The sequence below is a fragment of the Hanstruepera sp. CR43 genome, assembly GCF_055227665.1.
In genome coordinates, this window is the sequence record NZ_CP200078.1 from 2151945 (window position 1) to 2170723 (window position 18779).

General features: G+C 37.1%; 7 protein-coding genes. 4 read left to right on the forward strand and 3 right to left on the reverse strand.

Annotation, left to right across the window (positions count from 1 at the left end; translation table 11 throughout):
- Positions 1-7: 7 nt before the first annotated feature.
- From ACKXGU_RS09830 to ACKXGU_RS09840, 3 genes are all read right to left on the reverse strand, one after another.
- On the reverse strand, positions 8-4309 hold the full coding sequence (locus tag ACKXGU_RS09830; protein WP_463465150.1) for a CusA/CzcA family heavy metal efflux RND transporter: 4302 nt from the start codon (positions 4307-4309) through the stop codon (positions 8-10).
- Between the two features lie 70 nt (positions 4310-4379).
- Positions 4380-4769: a hypothetical protein gene (locus ACKXGU_RS09835; RefSeq protein WP_463465151.1), complete on the reverse strand. Its 390-nt coding sequence runs from the start codon at positions 4767-4769 to the stop codon at positions 4380-4382.
- Between the two features lie 54 nt (positions 4770-4823).
- The gene (locus ACKXGU_RS09840) at positions 4824-8258 is read right to left on the reverse strand and encodes a hypothetical protein (protein ID WP_463465152.1); all 3435 of its coding nucleotides are present in this window, start codon (positions 8256-8258) and stop codon (positions 4824-4826) included.
- Between the two features lie 122 nt (positions 8259-8380).
- Here ACKXGU_RS09840 and ACKXGU_RS09845 point away from each other — a divergent pair, with 122 nt between their 5' ends.
- The 4 genes from ACKXGU_RS09845 (at position 8381) to ACKXGU_RS09860 (ending at position 18694) form a co-directional block, all read left to right on the forward strand.
- The gene (locus tag ACKXGU_RS09845) at positions 8381-9142 is read left to right on the forward strand and encodes an exodeoxyribonuclease III (RefSeq protein WP_463465153.1); all 762 of its coding nucleotides are present in this window, start codon (positions 8381-8383) and stop codon (positions 9140-9142) included.
- An 18-nt stretch (positions 9143-9160) separates the two neighbouring features.
- Positions 9161-10117 carry an OmpA/MotB family protein gene (locus ACKXGU_RS09850; protein WP_463465154.1) on the forward strand — a complete coding sequence of 319 codons (957 nt, stop codon included), beginning with the start codon at positions 9161-9163 and terminating at the stop codon, positions 10115-10117.
- Positions 10118-10147: 30 nt separating this feature from the next.
- On the forward strand, positions 10148-11185 hold the full coding sequence (locus tag ACKXGU_RS09855) for an aldo/keto reductase (protein WP_463465155.1): 1038 nt from the start codon (positions 10148-10150) through the stop codon (positions 11183-11185).
- 201 nt (positions 11186-11386) lie between these two features.
- A complete protein-coding gene (locus ACKXGU_RS09860) occupies positions 11387-18694 on the forward strand; it encodes a T9SS type A sorting domain-containing protein (protein WP_463465156.1) in 7308 nt (2435 codons plus the stop codon).
- Positions 18695-18779 lie beyond the last annotated feature (85 nt).

Genomic DNA, 18779 nt, shown 5'->3' on the forward strand with positions numbered 1-18779 from the left:
TTTAATGTTATAAAGTTAAATGGTTGATAATGATTGCCACTTGATTGTATTTATTTAGGTTGTCCAGATATTCCAATTCTATATCCTGGGCGGTTTCTATACTTTGAATGTATTGAAAGAAATCAATTTCACCTTCCTTAAAAGTTCTGGAGGCTGTTTTTATGATTTCTTCTGAAAGTCTTTTGCCTTGGGTTTCATAATAAATAATGGACTCTTCGTGCTCTTTAAGTTTGGCTAACAGCGTTTGATATTCTTTTTGAATAATTGTTTTAAAATCTTCTTCTTGAGATGTTATAATCTCCTCGGCAATTTTTGAAGCTTTTATTCGGGATGCGTTGCCAGAAAAGAACAATGGAATTTTTAATCCAAATTGATAACCTTGAATGCTGTTATTTAATCCACTATTGGTTCCAATAAAATATTCTGCTGAAATATCTGGTAACAATTGTTGTTTTTCTTTACTGTTCAGGGCTTGATAGTATATTTTGGATTCCTCATAAAAACCTACTTTGGGATTGTTTTCAAGGGAAAAGCTTTGCAATACAACTTTGTCCAAAGGTTCATCAACTATTTGAAGCGTATCTACCTGAACAACTTGTTTGAGATTTTCCGAGGCCGCGATAACATCGTGCAGAGCTTGTTTGTACCTTGTTTGAATTTGTTTAGCCTTTGATTGAGCTGTAATCATTTCCAGATAATTGGTTTCACCTAATTCAAAACGCCGCTTAGCATTTTTTGAGAATGTACTGTACAAGCTGTCTAGATATTTATAAGTTTGAGCCTTGTTTTTAACGTATTGCAATTGGTAGTAATTGGCATAAATACGCTCCTTCAATTTTTGAAGTGCCATATTATGCTGTGACTGTTGCACATTGTAGGCCGCTTGATTCACTTTCTTATCAGCAAAGTACAGAGTTGGAAATTTGAAATCTTGCGAGATACCAAATACATTCAATGGTTTATTATTGACAGCTAAATTATTCTCGTCATAGCTGTAAAAAATATTGGTTTTATCAAAATCAAAAGCACTTCCAATCCGTGCTTGGGCTTCATCAACTTTCAGTAATGAGGCTTCAATACCTTTGTTGTTTTCTATTGCCAAGCCAATGGTTTCTTCAACAGTAAGTGGATTTTGTTGTGAAAATCCACTGAATGAAATTAATAGTGCAATTATTGTGGGTATATTTTTTTTCTTCATTTTAATGGATTTTTTCTCTTCCAACCAAGCATATAAAACGGGTAATACCACCAACGTTAATATGGTAGCGGTAACTAAACCACCTATCACTACAGTCGCAAGTGGTCGCTGTACTTCAGCACCAGCATTGGTAGAAACAGCCATAGGTAAAAACCCTAGAGCCGCAGCAGAGGCTGTTAATAAAACAGGTCTTAAACGTTCCGTGGCACCTTGTTTGATCAGTTGTTCAATGCTTTCAAAGCCGTTATGTTTAAGTTCCTTGAAATGCTCAATGAGTACAATACCATTTAAAACGGCAATACCAAACAATGCAATAAAACCAACCCCTGCTGAAATGCTAAAGGGTAAATCACGTATCCAAAGTAAAAGGACTCCGCCAACTGCTGCTAAAGGAATCGCTGAATAAACCATAAGCGCGTCTTTTACCGAGTTAAAAGCAAAGTATAATAAAACAAAAATGAGTACCAATGCCACAGGAACGGCAACCATAAGTCGGTTTTTGGCACTCTGTAAATTCTCAAATTGCCCACCATAGGTTATACTATAACCAACAGGTAGTTGAATCTTATCATTGATTAAAATTTGGACGTCATTAACAACGGATTGTAAATCTCGATTTCTTACGTTAATACCAATAACTATGCGACGTTTAGTATCGTCACGGGAAATCTGTGCTGGTCCTGTTGAATAGGAAATATCGGCCAATTCGTTTAAGGGTATTTTACCACCGTTTGGTAAATCAACATACAGGTTTTGTAAATCCGCTAATTTTTGACGATGATCACTATCTAATCTGATGGCTAAATCGAAACGCTTTTCGCCTTCAAAAATGCTACCTATCACATCGCCTGCAAATCCCATAGAAATGATTTGGTTTAAATCGGCTATGTTAAGACCGTAACGGGCAATTTTGTTTCTGTTGAAGGTTACACTCATTTGAGGCAATCCTTCTACTTTCTCTACAATTATATCTGAAGCACCATCAACATTGGCAATAACCGTTTTTATTTCTTCGGCTTTACTGGCCAAAACTGATAAATCCTCCCCAAAAATTTTAATGGCCACATCAGCACGCACACCTGTAATGAGCTCATTGAAGCGCATTTCAATGGGCTGGGTAAATTCAACCTCCATGCCAGGAATTACCGTAAGGGCTTCTTTGAATTTTTCAGCCAATTCATCTTTGCTTTCAGCAGAAACCCATTCGTCTTTGGGTTTGAGTTTAATAATGACATCACTTTGTTCCATGGACATTGGGTCGGTTGGTACTTCAGCGGCTCCAATTCTACTCACTACTTGATCTACTTCAGGAAAGTTATCCAACAAAATGGATTCAATTTTTGTGGTTATTTCAATGGTCTTTCCCAATGACGTGCCTGTTTTTAAAACAGGCTGAATAACAAAGTCGCCTTCGTCCAATGTGGGCACAAATTCACCACCCATTCGATTAAAAATGCCAATACTTAAAACCAGTAATACCAATGAAGAGCCTATGACCACTTTTTTATGGTTTAAGCTCCAATGTAAAGACGGCTGATACCAATTATTTATGGTATTCATAAGCCTTGCAGACAAACTTCTTTTACTAGTCTTGCTGGGCTTTAAGAATAATGATGAGACAACTGGAACATAGGTTAAACAAAACAGCATGGCACCAATTAAAGCAAAGCTGAAGGTCATAGCCATGGGTTTGAACATTTTACCTTCAATACCACTTAATGATAAAATTGGTATAAAAACAATGAGAATAATGAGTTGGCCAAAAATGGCAGAATTCATCATTTTTGAGGCACTTTTTAAGGTAATGCCATCAACCGTTTCTTTTGAGAGGTGCTTTAATTTGGCACTTTGGGCGGTGATTTGAAATGCTATAAACTCCACAATAATAACGGCACCATCAATAATAATCCCAAAGTCTATAGCACCTAAACTCATCAGGTTGGCATCAACACCAAAGAGATTCATTAAAGAAATGGCAAACAACAAGCTTAATGGAATAACCGATGCTACAATAAGTCCCGAACGCCAATTGCCCAGCAATAAAACCACTACAAAAATGACGATTAAGGATCCTAATATTAGATTTTCAGAAACAGTAAAGGTAGTCTTGTTAATGAGTTCACTACGTTCCAAAAAGCCATTAATATAAACCCCTTTTGGTAATGTTTGTTGTATTTCGGCAACGCGGTCTTTTACGGCATCAATAATTTTTTTGGAGTTACCACCTTTAAGCATCATGATTTGCCCTAATACTTTTTCGCCTTCGCCATTTCCGGTAATGGCACCAAAACGTGTGGCATGACCAAAGCCTACTTTGGCAACATCTTTTATGTAAATAGGAACGCCATCATTTTTGACAACAATGTTTTCAATATCTTTTAAAGAAGCAACCAATCCTTCACCACGTATAAAATAGGCTTTGTTGGTTTTTTCAATATAGCCGCCACCAGCAACACTGTTGTTTTTTTCTAGAGCCAGATAGATATCGCCAATGGAGATATTCATGGCTGTTAGCTTCAACGGATTAATAGCGACTTCATATTGCTTTAAATAGCCACCCCAAGTATTGACTTCAACCACACCTGGAATGCCAGATAGTTGCCGTTTCACGATCCAATCTTGAATGGTGCGCAAATCGGTTATGGAGTAGTCATCTTTATATTCAGGTTTAACATCCAGAATGTATTGATAAATTTCACCCAAACCAGTAGTAATTGGTCCCATTTCGGGTGAACCAAATCCTTCAGGGATTTTTTCGGAAGCCGATTTTATTTTTTCGGCAATTAGCTGTCGTGGTAAATAGGTACCCAAATCATCATCAAAGACGATGGTAACTACTGAAAGGCCAAATTTTGATACCGATCGAATTTCCTGTACACCAGGTAAATTAGCCATTTCCAATTCTACCGGATAGGTAATAAATTGTTCTACATCTTGTGTTGCCAAGTTGCGCGATGTGGTGATCACCTGTACCTGGTTATTGGTAATGTCTGGTACAGCACCAATGGAAATTCTGGTTAAGGAAAAAAATCCAAAACCTATTATAAAGACTATAAATAAGAGAATAATAAGCTTATTCTTTAAACTAAATTTTATGATGTTTTCTAACATAATTCATTTAAATATGGTGTTTGCCAATCAAGGATTGCCTTAATCGAAAAAATAAAATATGGTAAATGAATTAAGCGAACTTGGGTGGTTGAAAAATTGATGGTTTTTCAAATAAAGAAACAGATTCTTTATAAAAGAAGTTAAAAGGGATTTCTAAAAAGGGTTCATAAAACAATGGGTAATCTATGGTGTTCAGTGTAAAAACCACATTAGCATGAACACAGGCTTTATGATGATCCTTAAACGGAAGCTTTTCATGATCTGAATGATCGGCTTTTGGATGATAAGTACTATCACCATAATGCTCAGCAAGAAACTCAAAAAAGGAGTCACCATACTGTTCCTGGTGATATTGGGCGTGTTCTAAAAGTATATTAAAGCGGGAAACATCCTCAAAGCTTAAATTAAAACTTTGGAAAAGTATTAGAAATGAAAATGTTATGCTAAACAATTTGCCCATTGATACAAAGCTACAAAAAAATATATGGTAATGTGTAACTTGGGTTACAAGAGACTAAAAATAAGCCTTCAACTGTACATTTCCCGTATGAATCACCTTACTGGTTTCAGATTTTCTACCGTAATACGTTAAGTTTAAATCCAAATAGCGGGTAATCTTTTTTTGTGCCAACACACTCCAAGTATAGTTTTTTCCAGGTTGTAAACCTTCCATCATTTGGTAAGCCACAGCAGTATTGGCACTACCCGAAAAATCATTTGTAAAATAATTAAACTCGCCACTGATAGCCGACTTTTGAAAATTGGCAAAGGTGAATGAAGCACCGTATTTCTGCTGTTTTAGGGTTTCAAAATTACTGATGGTATTTTCTTTTGAAGCATACTGAAAAAACACATCAAAACGGGTGTTGTCGTTTAACAGATATGATAATTTAGGGTTAAAGTTGGTTTCGTCAATATCAAAATTCTTACTAGCGTAGTTTTCACTAATACTAATGTTGTTGTTAAAATTGGATTCCAAATTCAGTAACCAACTGGTGGCAAATTTATGTGTAAATAACAGCTTATGACTTTTTAACTTACTTTCAATAAACCCAAATGATAAGGTGTTTTTGGTTGCATTGTTTAAATAGGTATAAGAGGTTGTGTACCGTTGTTTACCACGATTAAAGAACAGCACACTTCTAAAGTTTTGCTGTAATGCCAATTGATTGGCTTCATCGCCATTAAAGGGATTCAGGTTAAAGGTGTTGCCTTGACGCTTTTCTTTTCGGTCAATTAAAAATGAGGTTTGGCTGTGAAAATGCGCCAATACTTTTAAAAAGCCATTATCAGAATTAGCCCATTGTTGCGGGTTTAAAGTCAGTAATTGACTAAATCGGTTTTGATGGGTTTTGATAAAAACTTGATTAGGTAATAATACACGAATATAGTCGGCTTCATCTTGAAATTGCGCTATTTCAAATTCCTCCAATTCCTGAATACCATTGTTATTATAGTCAATCCAAGTATAAATTCCTGTACCAGATTCCACTTCAACATAGGTGAAATCCTGTTGTGGTAAAGTACCTGAATTGGTTTCAAAGATGGTATTCCAATAAATAAGCTGTTCCCAAAAGCGTTGTCCATAGATTAAACGGGAGTTTAAGGATTGTTCATTCTCTTTATTCGGGTCAACATCTTTCAAAACGCGATAATTAGCATAGATAGATAAATTGGTTTTGGCGTTTTGAATAATTCTGGAATCTAAATAAATGGTGTTGGATGTGTTTACTTTTTGAAGTGTATTGTTTCTTATACTATCATTCGTTCGATATTTGTAACCGACTTCAGCAAAAATCTTGGTGCTATCACCAATGCCGGCAAATACCTCATAAGATTGGAAACGCTGACTTAAAGGCGTGTAAGCATTGGTCGCTCTTTCTTTTTGTTCATTATCCTCCAAACCAATTCGCGTTCCAGCCCATGCTTTGTTAAAGCTATACGTTATCTGATTATACGAGCGTAAAAAGGTTGACGTAGAGGTGCTTGCGGTTGCTGATAAAAAGCTGGAGCTAGAATTAATTTGCCACTTGTTCAGGTTGAAATTGACACCAATTAAATGCCGATTACCATTAAAATTATCGGTATAGTTGAGGTGTTCAAATTGGTAATTGGCCATGCCCTTTTTAAGATGAAATAAGCTTAAACCAGATTTAAAAATCAGTTGATTTCCAAAATTGGTAATATTCTGTGAGCCTGTTTCCAACCCTAAGTTCCAATCTCGATTGAATTCGGCATTGTAGATACGCTGAATGGTTCTGAAATTTTCATTGATATAATCGGTATCGATATTAGCAGATACATTCCAAAGACTGTCATTTTTTACTATGGCCTGATTCACTTTCAGCTTGGCTGCATAGCCATCGTTGTCGTCATCATCGATGCTTGAAAACAAGTTCAAATCATTCTTGCTTCCTGCCAATTCAAAACCAATATCCGTTTTGTTGGTTGGTGTGTAAGATCCGTTTACGATGGCCAATTGGAGTTTGGTTGGCGCTATGAGTTGAATGATTGGTTCATAATTTCCTTGCGGGATTCCCGCTATGGGCTCTACATATTCATAAATGGTTGAAATGGCGTCAATAGAGCTTACCACATAATTTCCCTGATTGTCACCGACTAATGAAAACGTCACACTAAAAAGGGTGTCATCTGGATTGTTAGAAAACACAAAGGCTTCAACACCGTTAATAATTTCTTTTTTATATAAAATACGATTTTCATTGTAAGCTTCAGGCGTGCTGGAAGGCGCGACCATTTGACTTTTGTCATCACCAGCATTTGCTAGAATTTGAACCTGCTCTTCCGATAAGTTTTGCTGAAGCGGATTATTTTTAGAGTCGTTTTCACTGTAAATACTTACACCCAATTTCAGCTTGTCACTCGTGTAATTACCACCTCCAAAAACTACTAGGCGAGAGTAGTTGCGCTCACTGAATTGATAATCAACCGTGATACGCATTTCGGAAGTAATTGGAAAGGTTGGATTGAAAATAATTTCACCGGCATTGTAGTCAATGATGTAATCTTTGTTTTCTCCACGTTCCAATGCTATTCCATTGACGTAGACGGTTTCACTTCCAGACACGATTAAAACATATAATTCTTCATTAGGGCCTCGTAACTTATAAGGTCCTTGGTTGCCTTCTTGAGCAATAAATTGACTGGTGGTAAATTGACCACGAACCAAGGCGCCAGCAGCAAATAAATTGGTTGTAGATTCTGAATGATTTAATCGCGCATTGATTGACAAGCCTTGGACACGCTTGCTAAAATTTCCAAAATAAGAATTGTTATTTTCCAAGTCTACATCACCAGCGCGAATTTTCCAATTATCACTAAAGAGTTCGATAAACACTTGATCAAATTCATCCAATCGCTGTGAATAGCCACTTTCTTGTAGTGGGATATTGGCATCCTGAATAGAGGCACGTAACGATACTTTGTCGCTTAACTTACCAGTGACCTGTAAATCAAGCTCGCTGTTTAATACAGAATTTTGGTTGTTGCCAATAACAATACCACGCGAAATACTTCCGGTGGTTGTCAAGCCATCAAAAGGCGTAAAATTGGATTTTTCGCTGGGTTGGGATAGTTTGTATAATTTCTGTTGATTCGTTGTATTAGCGAGTATGACGTCATCGTCCAATTGTCTGTAAGTTTTGGTTAAAAAATCAGGATAACTTAAATAATTGATAATAATAGAGTCCGTTGGAAGTGGTTTTGTTAGAGTCAAAGTGGCTTTAGCAAAATCAATTTCATAAAACGATGTATCAACAAAAGAGCTGTCTTTGGTTTTAATTGAAAAAAAACTTGAATTGATACTCACGGAGTCAATAACAATCGTATCGGAAACCGCAACTTTTTTGCTTTTATAATTAGAGTTTTGATCTTGTGCTAAAGCACAAAAACCAATAAGAAACAGTAAAAGCGTTGCAGTTAATTTCATTTGATACTTAAACTACTTTATAGCCAAAATATTTTGTTAATAGTTTTTGTTAAAAGCACTTTAAATTAATAGTGTAAAAGTAACGCATTATTTATTTTAGCTGAAATTCTAAATGACTTAAGATGAAAATCATTTCTTATAATGTTAACGGCATTCGTGCAGCTTTAAACAAAGGATTTGTTGATTGGTTAAAGAATGCGAATCCCGATGTAGTTTGTTTGCAGGAAATAAAGGCATTAAAAGAACAATTAGACTTAAGTATTTTTGAAGAAGCCGGTTATCCATATCAGTATTGGTTTAGCGCTCAAAAAAAAGGATATAGTGGTGTGGCTATTTTAAGTAAGGTTGAACCCAAGCATGTTGAATATGGCACTGGTATTGAGTCTATGGATTTTGAAGGACGAAATTTGCGTTTGGATTTTGAAGGGTTCTCGGTTATGAGCTTGTATTTACCATCAGGAACCAATGATGCCAGATTGGACCACAAATTGGAATATATGGATATGTTTCAGAACTACATTAACGACTTAAAACAAGATATTCCAAACTTGATTATTTGTGGTGATTATAACATTTGTCATGAAGAAATTGATATTCATAATCCTAAAATGAAAGGTGTTTCTGGATTCCTGCCAGTCGAGCGTGAATGGATTGGAAATTTCATTAGGAGCGGCTTTATTGATGGATTTAGATACCTGCATCCTGGCAAGCAGGAATACAGCTGGTGGAGTTATCGTGCAAACGCTCGAGCCAATAACAAAGGTTGGCGTTTGGATTATACCATGGTAGCAAAACCTTTACAAGAAAAAATTGAAAGAGCAGTTATACTCTCGGAGGCAGTACATAGCGACCACTGTCCGGTGTTATTGGAAATAAGTAATTAACTGATTAATAGTAAATAGATGAAAAAATATTTTTTAGGCGCCTTGATAATAGTTCTTATGACATCATGTGTGTCACCAAAAGTTTATAAAGATTTAGAGAGTAAATACAATACTTTAAAAGATCAAAACAGAGAACTTTCTGCTGAAAATGATGCACTTTTAAGTGCGAAAAATAAAGCTTTAAATGAATTGGAAAACTTACAAAAAGACTATGATGATGCCATCGCGCAGCGTGATAGATTACAGAGAGATTATCAGGCAACAAAGACTAATCTGGATAATTTAAAGGCTTCCTATGATGCTCTTGAGAAAAACAGTTCGGCTTCAATAGCTGAAAATGCTCAAAAAAACCGTGAATTATTAGCACAACTTGAAGCAAAAGAACAAGCACTTACGGCCGAGAATGCTCGCTTGGAAAAATTGAAAAAAGAATTGGAAGAACGCTCAAATCGTGTGGCAGAACTGGAGAGCGTTATTTCTGCTAAAGATGCAGATATGAAACGGCTAAAAGATGCCATTTCTAGTGCTTTAACCGATTTTGAAGGCAAAGGTTTGACTGTAGAACAACGTGGAGGTAAGGTCTATGTGTCTATGGAAAACAAGTTGCTGTTCGAATCGGGCAGTTGGGCAGTTGGGTCTAATGGTAAACAGGCAGTTAAACAATTAGGGTCTGTATTAGCGGACAATCCTGAAATTGCTATTTTGATTGAAGGTCATACGGATAATGTCCCGTACAAAGGTAATGGCCAATTAAGTGGCAATTGGGATTTATCTACGAAAAGAGCCACTGCTATTGTTAATATCTTAAGAGAAAATCCCGCCATAAATCCTGAAAACTTAACCGCTGCAGGAAGGGGCGAATATGCACCGGTAGCATCCAATGAAACATCTGAAGGCAGGACCAAAAATAGACGTATTGAGGTCATTTTAACACCAAAATTAGATGAAATCACCAAATTATTAAATGATATGTAGCCCTTGCCAAAAGCAGAATATTAATTTTTTATGAAATACACCAACTTACCACATACCGATATAGAAGTCAGTAAAATTTGTTTGGGAACTATGACATGGGGTAACCAAAATACCGAGTCAGAAGGTCATGAACAAATGGATTATGCATTTTCACAAGGCATCAATTTTTTTGATACTGCAGAACTATATCCGGTGCCAGCAACTGCAGAGACGTATTCCAGAACGGAAAAAATAATTGGTAATTGGTTCCAGAAAACGGGCAATCGGGATAAGGTGGTTTTGGCAACTAAAATTGCTGGTCCTGGAGATTATACGGCACATATACGAACCACAGGATTTAGTCCTTCAGCACTAGAAGATGCTGTTAATAATAGTTTAAAGCGTCTTAAAACGGATTACATTGATCTATATCAATTGCATTGGCCAGAGCGACAAACAAATACGTTTGGTATTAGAGACTACAAGCATAACCCAAATGATAAATGGGAAGATAATTTTAATGAAATTTTATATACCCTTGATGAAATCATAAAGGCAGGTAAAATCAGGCATATAGGTATTTCTAACGAAAAAGCCTGGGGAACCATGCGGTATTTGGAGGAGTCAAAAATTAATAAGCTACCTCGCATGATAACCATTCAGAATGCCTACTCATTATTGAATCGTGTTTTTGAAGGCGATATGGCTGAAATATCCCTCAGAGAACACATTGGATTGTTGGCCTATTCTCCAATGGCGTTTGGAGTTTTGTCTGGAAAGTATATCACGGGTACTGCTGCTGATAATGCACGATTAAATTTGTTTCCAAGGTTTTCGCGTTACAGTAGTGAACAATCAACAAATGCAACCAAAAAATATATGGAATTAGCTGCTGAAAATAATATGTCTCTTGCTCAAATGGCATTGGCTTTTGTAACCCAACAACCTTTTGTAACTAGTAATATTATTGGCGCTACAAACATGAGTCAACTCAAGGAAAATATTGATAGTATCCATGTAAATCTTACCGAGGAAATATTAGAATCTATTGATGAAATACATAAAATAATTCCCAATCCAGCACCTTAATCAGAGGAAAACACCATAAAATCCGACAAACAGTATTACCAACTTTTGGTCCTACCAATTCAACGAATAAAAAAGTAGTTTATCATATTGTTGCTACGTAAACAATCATTTTCACTAATTTTAGGGTCCTATATTTTATGGTCCCAGTGAAATATTGTTAGCCTACTGCATTATTAGTCATTAAACCTAACATTAATAACGATGAAAAAATTTACTTTTTCCATCTTGTTTGCGCTTATTTCACTTAGTGGATTTTCACAAATAGGATTAACAGAAAATTTCGATGGCGGATTGACACTACCAACTGGTTGGACGTCTGATGCCGGAGATTATTTTGGAGCTGTAGTTCAAGTCTGTCAAGGATTCTCTCAACGAGTCAATCTTTTTGACGCTAACACGACTGCTCACCTTACTTCACCAAACCAAGTAGGCTTATCGAATGGTAGTGATTTAACCATTACTTTCGATTATAAAATTGTCGATTGGTCAGCTGCTGTGGATGCCACACCACCTGGTTGGGGAGAATTACGAGTTCAATACTCAACCAACAATGGGGGTGTTTGGAACACCATTGAAACAATAAATGATGTTAACCATATTACATCCAGTGATTGTTTTAATTTTAGTACAGTTGTACCAGCGGCGAACTTACCAGTTGGCTCTGATTTCAAATTGCGTTTCGATGCAACATGGTTAGAAGGAACTTATTATATATATATAGATAACGTAACAGCTACACAAGTAGTGGTTGATCCACCATCATGTGTTAATTTAATAACACCTGCCAATGGGGCTAATGGCGTTGGGATTAACACCAATTTGGAGTGGAGCGCGGCAACGGGAATACCAACTGGATATACTTTGACAGTGGGTACAACACCAGGCGGAACAGACATCGTAGATAATGAAGATGTTGGATTGTCAACGTCCTATACCTTTGGAGCGCCTTTGGAATACTCAACAACTTATTATGTATCTGTTTTAGGATATAATGCCAATGGTCCTGCTGAAGGTTGTCAGGAATTTTCATTCACAACAGGTGCTGATCCTAATGCGCCAGTTGATTGTGCGGCTGGAACCCCAATTAACACGGTTTACTGTTATGGTAATAATGAAACACAAACCTGGAACTTCCAGAGTTCTGATGGTGGCCCAATGAATGTGTTTTTCAATGCGGGACAAATGGAAGAATGCTGTGACCAAATTACCATTTATGATGGTACAGACAATACAGGAACAGTTCTATATGATGATAACAACGGTGGTAATATGACAGGTGTTTCTGTTAACTCAACCACCGGTTTTATTTTTATTGAGATTGATAGTGATTTTTCAGTTAGCTGTCAAGCTAACGGTTATGTGCCGTTGAATTTTGATGTGTCGTGTATTGATACCACTGCAGTTCCAAACTGTAATTCAGTATTGACAACACCAGCTAATGGTGCTGTTGATGTCAATGAAAATACGGATATCACATGGAGTGCAGCTTCTATTATTGTAACGGGATATACCATTTCCATTGGTACTACCCCAGGTGGAACGGATGTTTTGGACAATTTTGACAATGGTCCTGCAACAACTTACGATCTAGGAACTTTGGATTATGAAACCACATATTATGTAACTATAGTTCCTTACAATGATAATGGTCCTGCCATTAATTGTAATGAGCAAAGTTTTACAATTAAAGATGACCCAAATCAAATAGTTGATTGTGATTCTGGAGAAATAATTAATACCACATTCTGTTATGAGAATAATAGTGGCGGGGCTGGCAATAATAATTTTATTGATGTTTTTAGTTTCCAAAGTTCTAATGGGGCACCGTTATCCATTTCCTTTAACTCTGGTAACATGGAGGTAGGATTTGATAGAATTAGAATAACCGATTCAGATGGTAGTATTATTTTTGAAGGTCAAGGAGAACTTTCTGGATTATCTTTCATTACAACTGGAGATTCTTTAACAGTGTGGTACGAGTCTGATGGTTCAGTAAGTTGTTCTTCAGGGAGCAGACCAGAATGGGATTTTGATGTAACTTGTGTAGATACATCTGCACTTCCAAACTGTAACGCTTCTTTAACAGGAGCTGTTGCAAATGGTAGTATAGATGTTAATGAAAATGAAGATTTAACATGGAGTGCTGCCACTGTATTTGTTACTGGATATACATTATATATGGGTACCACTCCTGGAGGAACTGATGTTTTGGACGGTATTGATGTAGGCAATGTATTGACTTATGATCCTGGAACATTAGAGTATGAAACAACTTACTATGTGACCATTGTGCCATATAATGATAATGGTAACGCTGAAAATTGTACAGAAGAGAGTTTTACAATTAAAAATGATCCAAATCAAATTGTGGATTGTGCTTCAGGAGAAGTTGTCAATACAACTTTCTGTTATGAAAATAATAGTGGTGGAGCTGGAGCTAATGTTTGGGTAGATGTTTTTAGTTTCCAAAGTTCAGATGGCTCACCGTTAGCAATTGCGTTTACCTCTGGAAATATGGAGAACGGATTTGATACTATCCGTATTACCGATTCAGATGGTAGTATAATTTTTGAAGGACAAGGAGAACTTTCAGGTCTGTCATTCTTTACGACAGGAGATTCACTTACCGTATGGTATGAATCAGACGGTTCAGTAAGTTGTTCTTCAGGAAGTAGACCAGAATGGAATTTTGACGTAGCTTGTTTTGATCCAACAGCAGTGCCAAATTGTAACGCAACTGTTACAGCACCAGCTGATGGAGCTATAGATGTTGATATTAATGCTGATTTAACATGGACTCCAGCTTCTATAGTAGTAACAGGATATCTTATTAATATGGGTACTACGCCAGGAGGGACAGATGTTCTAGATGGTGTAGATGTTGGAGACGTTTTAACATATGACCCTGGTACTTTAGAAAATGCAACAGAGTATTATGTAACTGTAATACCATATAACGATAATGGTCCTGCTGATACAGGCTGTATAGAATCTACTTTTAGAACAGTTTGTATACCGCAGGAAGTAACCTTTAATGCTGTTGGAGACTGTGATACAGATCCAGATAATCCAGAGTTTGTTTTAGAGGTTAATGTTGAAGACTTAAGTGGAGCGGCTTCGATTATCATTTCTGATGATCAAGGAAGTCCTTCACAAACAGCTACTGCTCCAGGTGTAATAACCATGGGACCTTATGCTGCCAATACAGTAGTTACAATCACGACTATAAAGTCTGATGATGATACGTGTGATGTAATCAGTAGTCCAATAACATTTATTTGTCCTCCACCACCAAACCCATGTTCTATTGTGTATGCAGGTGAGGATGCTGCTGTAGATTGTGATGAAAACACGTCTACTGATTTGACAGCTGTTTATCATTTATTTGGCCAAGACACTAATAATTACACTATTAATGCATTGGATTCATGTCCTTTGCCAACAACTGTGGGAGGAACACCGACAAGTTTAGATATAGATGATAGATGGTCAGAGGTTATTGATTTAGGTTTTGAATTCTGTTTCTTTGGTGAAATCTACGATCAAATTCTAATAGGTTCGAATGGTGTATTGAGTTTTGAATTAGGAAATGCTGGTGGTTTCAATAACTGGAATATTGATCCAGGTGATACACTGCCTAATAATGACAATACAAGTTTGACACAAGCCAATATCTTTGGAGTAGCCCATGATATAGATCCTTCTGTGTCAGGTGACATTAATTACTTGGTAATTGGTTCTGCACCATACAGAATGTTTGTAGTGAATTATGTTGAAGTTGCTCATTTTGGAAGTGCTTGTAATCAAACTTTACATTCTAGTTCGCAAATTATATTATATGAATCTTCAAACAACATTGATATCAATGTGTTTGAAAAACCAATTTGTGCTTCATGGAATGATGGAAATGCCGTAATAGGGGTTCAAAATATTGATGATACTATAGCATTTACACCAGCTGGAAGAAATACAGGTGTTTGGGAAGTAACTCCAGATGCTCCTGAATCTTACAGATTTGCACCTTATGAGGATACCCCAAGTTTTGTATTCGAGTGGTTCGATGGAGATACTTCATTAGGTAATTCTGAAACAATTACTGTATCACCAACTGAAACAACAACATATACAGCTACGGTGACTTATGATTTATGTACTGGGGGAACAGCTACTGTTGTTGACGAAGTAACCGTTACAGTGAGTGGGTCAGGTGGTGAAGCTTCATTTACTATGGAGCCATCATGTAATGGCGCTACAGCTACAATCACAGGTGATGAAGGTGGAACGTTTAGTTTTGATCCTGAACCAACGGATGATGCTGAAATAAATGCAGACACAGGTGAAATTACTAATGGTACACCGGGAGAAACATATACCGTTGTGTATACAATCTCAGGTGAATGTGGCTCTACAGCTACAGAATCTGTGACCTTATTACCAGCTGAAGATGCTTCATTTGAGTTAACTGCAACTTGTGGCGGCGCAACAGCTGTTGTAACTGGAGATACAGGTGGAACATTTACATTCAACCCACAACCAGAAGATGGTGCTGAAATTAATGCTGAAACAGGCGAGATAACAAATGGTGTTGAAGGAACTACCTATACTGTTGAATATACAACTTCTGGAGAGTGTGCTTCAAGCAGCACTCAAGATGTTACGGTATTAGGTTCTGAAGATGCCTCGTTCACATTAGAGGCAACCTGTGATGGTGCTACGGCAACAATAACAGGAGATGCAGGTGGAACATTTGCATTCAATCCTGAACCAGGAGATGATGCTCAAATTGATCCTGTTACGGGTGAAATAATCAATGGCACACCAGGTGCGACTTACACGGTTGAGTATACTACTGCGGGCGATTGCCCAACAAGTAGCACTCAAGATGTCACTGTATTAGACGCTGAAGATGCTTCATTTACTTTAGAGGCAACTTGTGACGGTGCTATGGCAACTATTACAGGTGATGCTGGAGGAACATTTGCATTCAATCCAGAACCGGGTGATGGCGCAGAAGTTGATCCTAACGGAAATATTATTGGCGGAACACCAGGAGCTACCTATACTTTGGAATATACTACATCAGGACCATGTCCAGCAAGTAGTATGCAATCTGTAACGGTACTACCTGCAGAAGATGCGTCATTTACATTAGAGGCAACATGTGATGGAGCCACGGCAACGGTAACAGGAGATGCAGGTGGAACATTTGCATTCAATCCTGAACCTAATGATGGAGCGGTAATTGATTCTAATGGTAATATTTCTGGTGGAACATCAGGAGCTACTTATACAGTTGAATACACTACTTCAGGGCCATGTCCAGCAAGTAGTACACAATCTGTAACGGTTTTACCCGCAGAAGATGCGTCATTTACTTTAGAGGCAACTTGTGATGGAGCCACGGCAACAGTAACAGGCGATGCAGGTGGAACATTTGCATTCAATCCAGAACCAGGCGATGGTGCTGAAATTGGTTCTGATGGAACAATCACCAATGGAACACCAGGTGCAACTTATACTGTGGAATATACCACTTCAGGACCTTGTCCAGCAAGTAGTACACAATCTGTAACGGTATTACCTGCAGAAGATGCATCATTTACGTTGGATTCAACTTGTAATGAAGCTACCGCCACAGTAACTGGAGATGCTGGAGGAACATTTGCATTTAACCCAGAACCGGGTGATGGAGCTCAAATAGATTCTGAAACAGGTGCTATCACTAACGGTACTTTAGGGAACACATATACTGTAGAGTACACAACTTCAGGACCATGTCCGGCTAGTTCAACTCAAACAATCACACTTGAGGATAACATTCCTCCAGTAGCTATTGCACAGGATATTACTATTCAATTAGACGAATCCGGTAATGCGTCAATTACTGTTGAAGATATCAATAACGGGTCATCTGATGATTGTGGTATTGAGACTATGACAATTGATATGGAATCTTTCACTTGTGAAAATGTTGGAGATAATACCGTAACATTAACAGTAACTGACGTTGGAGGAAATGTTTCAACAGCTACAGCAACTGTAACAGTAGAAGATAATGTGATGCCAGATGTGGTGTGTAATAATATTACAGTTTCATTAGATTCTACAGGTAATTATATGCTGTCGTCTGAAGATATAGATGCCATCGGAGCTGGAAGTAGTGATGCATGTGGCATAGAATCCATGACGGTTTCACCTCAAGCCTTTACTTGTGATGAGATTGGTGATAACACAGTGACGCTTACCGTAATTGATGTTAATGGTAATGAGAATTCTTGTGAGGCAACAGTAACTGTTGAAGGTGTTATTCCAACACTCACTATTACTGAAGAACCATTATCAGTTTTCTGTCGAGGTGTAATCCTGACTGCTGAAAGTGATGTTACCGTTACTTATGAGTGGACGACAGGAGAAGATACTCAAAGTATCACAGTAGTAGATAATGGCATTTATGGCGTTACGGTTACCTCTGAAACAGGTTGTACAACTTATGAAGAGATTGAAGTAACAAGTATTATTGAAGGAACACCTTTATCTGATTATACTATTTTTGCAACAAATGAAGTTTTCCTTCATGGAAACAATTCTGTACAATCAGGTGGTGTTGGAGCTGGCAGTAATGACGGTGAAATTCAATTACATCAGGACAGTCATATCGTAGAATTTGGACAAGCTTCTACATTTACTTTGAACCAAGGTAGTACTATTGGTGAAGAGATCAATGAAGCGGCTAACCCTATAATTCCTGATTTCATTTATAATACGCAATCGTCAAGAAACAGTGAATCAGTGACAATTCCAAATGGAGGTACGCGAACACTAGACGGCGACGTTTATGATGAAGTTTGGGTTAGAAGTGGTGCTACTGTAATATTCTCTCAATCTAATGTTTTTGTCAACAGAATAAAAACCAGTGAAGGAGCGAGTATTGAGTTTAGTGGTTGTGCAAATGTCTATATTAATGATAGATTCATGCTTGCCGAAAATGGAACACTTAATTCAAATGGAAATAATGTAACCTTTTATGTCAACAATAATGTTGATATAGAAAAAGGATCAGATGTGAATGCTGTTATTTATGCAACAAGACAAATATTGGCAAAAGGTTCTAATGTTAATAGTAATAACCCAGAGCCAACCTATATGACAGGATTGTTTATTGCTGAAAAAGTTCATGGATTAAACAATGTTATATGGAATGCTGCAGATATTTGTGATCCTTGTCCAGTTTACGATAATGAAAGCGATCCATTGAATAGAGAAGCTCAATTTGATGCTGTTGCTTGGCCAAACCCATCTAATACCTCATTTGATATGAGATTACGATCATTAGATCTAAATAGTGATGCGGTAGTTCTTGTTTATGATATGAGCAATAAGTTAGTTCATAAGGCTACATTTAGACCAGATCAAAAACATACATTTGGCTCTGAATTGGAAGCAGGAATTTATATTGTGAAAGTAAAACAAGCTAAAAACACCAAAGTTCTTAGAGTGATTAAATATTAAAAAAAAGATAATTGTTAAAAAAAAGGTCTGATTGAAATCAGACCTTTTTTATTTTCACGCAATTCATTTTAACGAGGAAAATTAC

What these genes read in the sequence shown, in the direction of transcription:
- ACKXGU_RS09830 (WP_463465150.1), bottom strand. Translation starts at nt 4,309, where the DNA reads ATGTTAGAAAACATCATAAAATTTAGTTTAAAGAATAAGCTTATTATT.
- ACKXGU_RS09835 (WP_463465151.1), bottom strand. Translation starts at nt 4,769, where the DNA reads ATGGGCAAATTGTTTAGCATAACATTTTCATTTCTAATACTTTTCCAA.
- ACKXGU_RS09840 (WP_463465152.1), bottom strand. Translation starts at nt 8,258, where the DNA reads ATGAAATTAACTGCAACGCTTTTACTGTTTCTTATTGGTTTTTGTGCT.
- ACKXGU_RS09845 (WP_463465153.1), top strand. Translation starts at nt 8,381, where the DNA reads ATGAAAATCATTTCTTATAATGTTAACGGCATTCGTGCAGCTTTAAAC.
- ACKXGU_RS09850 (WP_463465154.1), top strand. Translation starts at nt 9,161, where the DNA reads ATGAAAAAATATTTTTTAGGCGCCTTGATAATAGTTCTTATGACATCA.
- ACKXGU_RS09855 (WP_463465155.1), top strand. Translation starts at nt 10,148, where the DNA reads ATGAAATACACCAACTTACCACATACCGATATAGAAGTCAGTAAAATT.
- ACKXGU_RS09860 (WP_463465156.1), top strand. Translation starts at nt 11,387, where the DNA reads ATGAAAAAATTTACTTTTTCCATCTTGTTTGCGCTTATTTCACTTAGT.